The sequence below is a fragment of the Vibrio sp. R-1 genome (assembly GCF_035615595.1).
In the GTDB taxonomy this organism is placed as follows: Bacteria; Pseudomonadota; Gammaproteobacteria; order Enterobacterales; family Vibrionaceae; genus Vibrio; species Vibrio cholerae.
Genome location: NZ_WPDC01000206.1, coordinates 1 through 1,163 on the forward strand (window position 1 = coordinate 1; position 1,163 = coordinate 1,163).

A 1,163-nucleotide genomic window follows, 5' to 3' on the forward strand; every position below is an offset into this window, starting at 1 on the left:
GATTCAAGAAAAAGCTTCTCGGTAACCAAATAGAACGCTGTATAAAAGCAAGCGATCGACTTAAATTTCTAAAGCACAACCTAGATAGAGCTATTCCAGTAACAAATTACATACTGGACAGACCGATATTGACACAGAAGGCAGAAGCACAACAAAGTTATAGAGTTGCTTTTATCGAATATATCAACTGGTTTGAAAAGAGCAGCCCTGATTGGTCAGTCTACCAAAACCTTTTAGCTATTAAGAGTATACCAACACTATTTGAATCTTATTCCTACTTTCGAATTGGTGAGTCGCTAAATAATATTCTCCACCCAGAAAAAGATCATGGAACATTTAGTACTTTCATGCATGATATAAATGGCAACGAAATTACTTTAGTGCGGGCACCTATATATTGGATGCCAAAACACTCTCGTTCGAATGAAAGTTCATATATCAACTCAGAGGGTAAAGTTTTAAGAAAAGGGAAAGTTGAGACACGTTCAAATAATCATAAATATTCACATAGATGTCCTGATGTCGTTATTGAAGTAAGAATAGAGAATGAATTTTCTCAGTTAATAGTATTAGACGCTAAATACACGTATCCAGATATGGCATTTTCTAAATATTTACCTGAATGCACAATGAAATATGTACATGGGATACATAATAGGGCAAACAATGGGAGTTTGGTCTGCTCAATGACTATCTTGCACCCAATAGGTGACACTGATGAGTCTTTGAATAGCTTCCATGCGTTTGACTACAGCATAGAAGGTGGTATGCCTGTAGTTCCATCCTTACAAGCACTTGGGATTAAATTAGCTATAACACATGATTCAGATCACTTAACACAGACTTTGAAGCTCCTATTAAAGCAAGCAGGAGTTAGTATTCCTGAGAATATTCAGGTGCATTGTTTATCACCATGTAATTAATCTATAAAATGAGCAAGTAGAAAGTTCTGTATTATTGATTGAGTGTGTAGTTTTAGTGTATTGGGTTTATGTATTGACAGTATAATAATTTAAAGAAAATAATTCATAAAGTTAGTGTTCTGACTTTTTACCTCAATGTAGTAAAAGTCACCGATGGAGATATGAATGTAAAATTTTCGAACCAGAGTTCAAGAAATCTTTGGGGCTAAATTGGGGCTTTTTGAAAGGTTGATACGGTTT

1 pseudogene is annotated in these 1,163 nt (G+C 34.7%); it reads left to right on the forward strand.

Annotated elements, in window-relative coordinates:
* Nucleotides 1-923, forward strand: a pseudogene (locus GOU96_RS17650) (hypothetical protein); the annotation flags it as partial.
* Nucleotides 924-1,163: the final 240 nt, after the last annotated feature.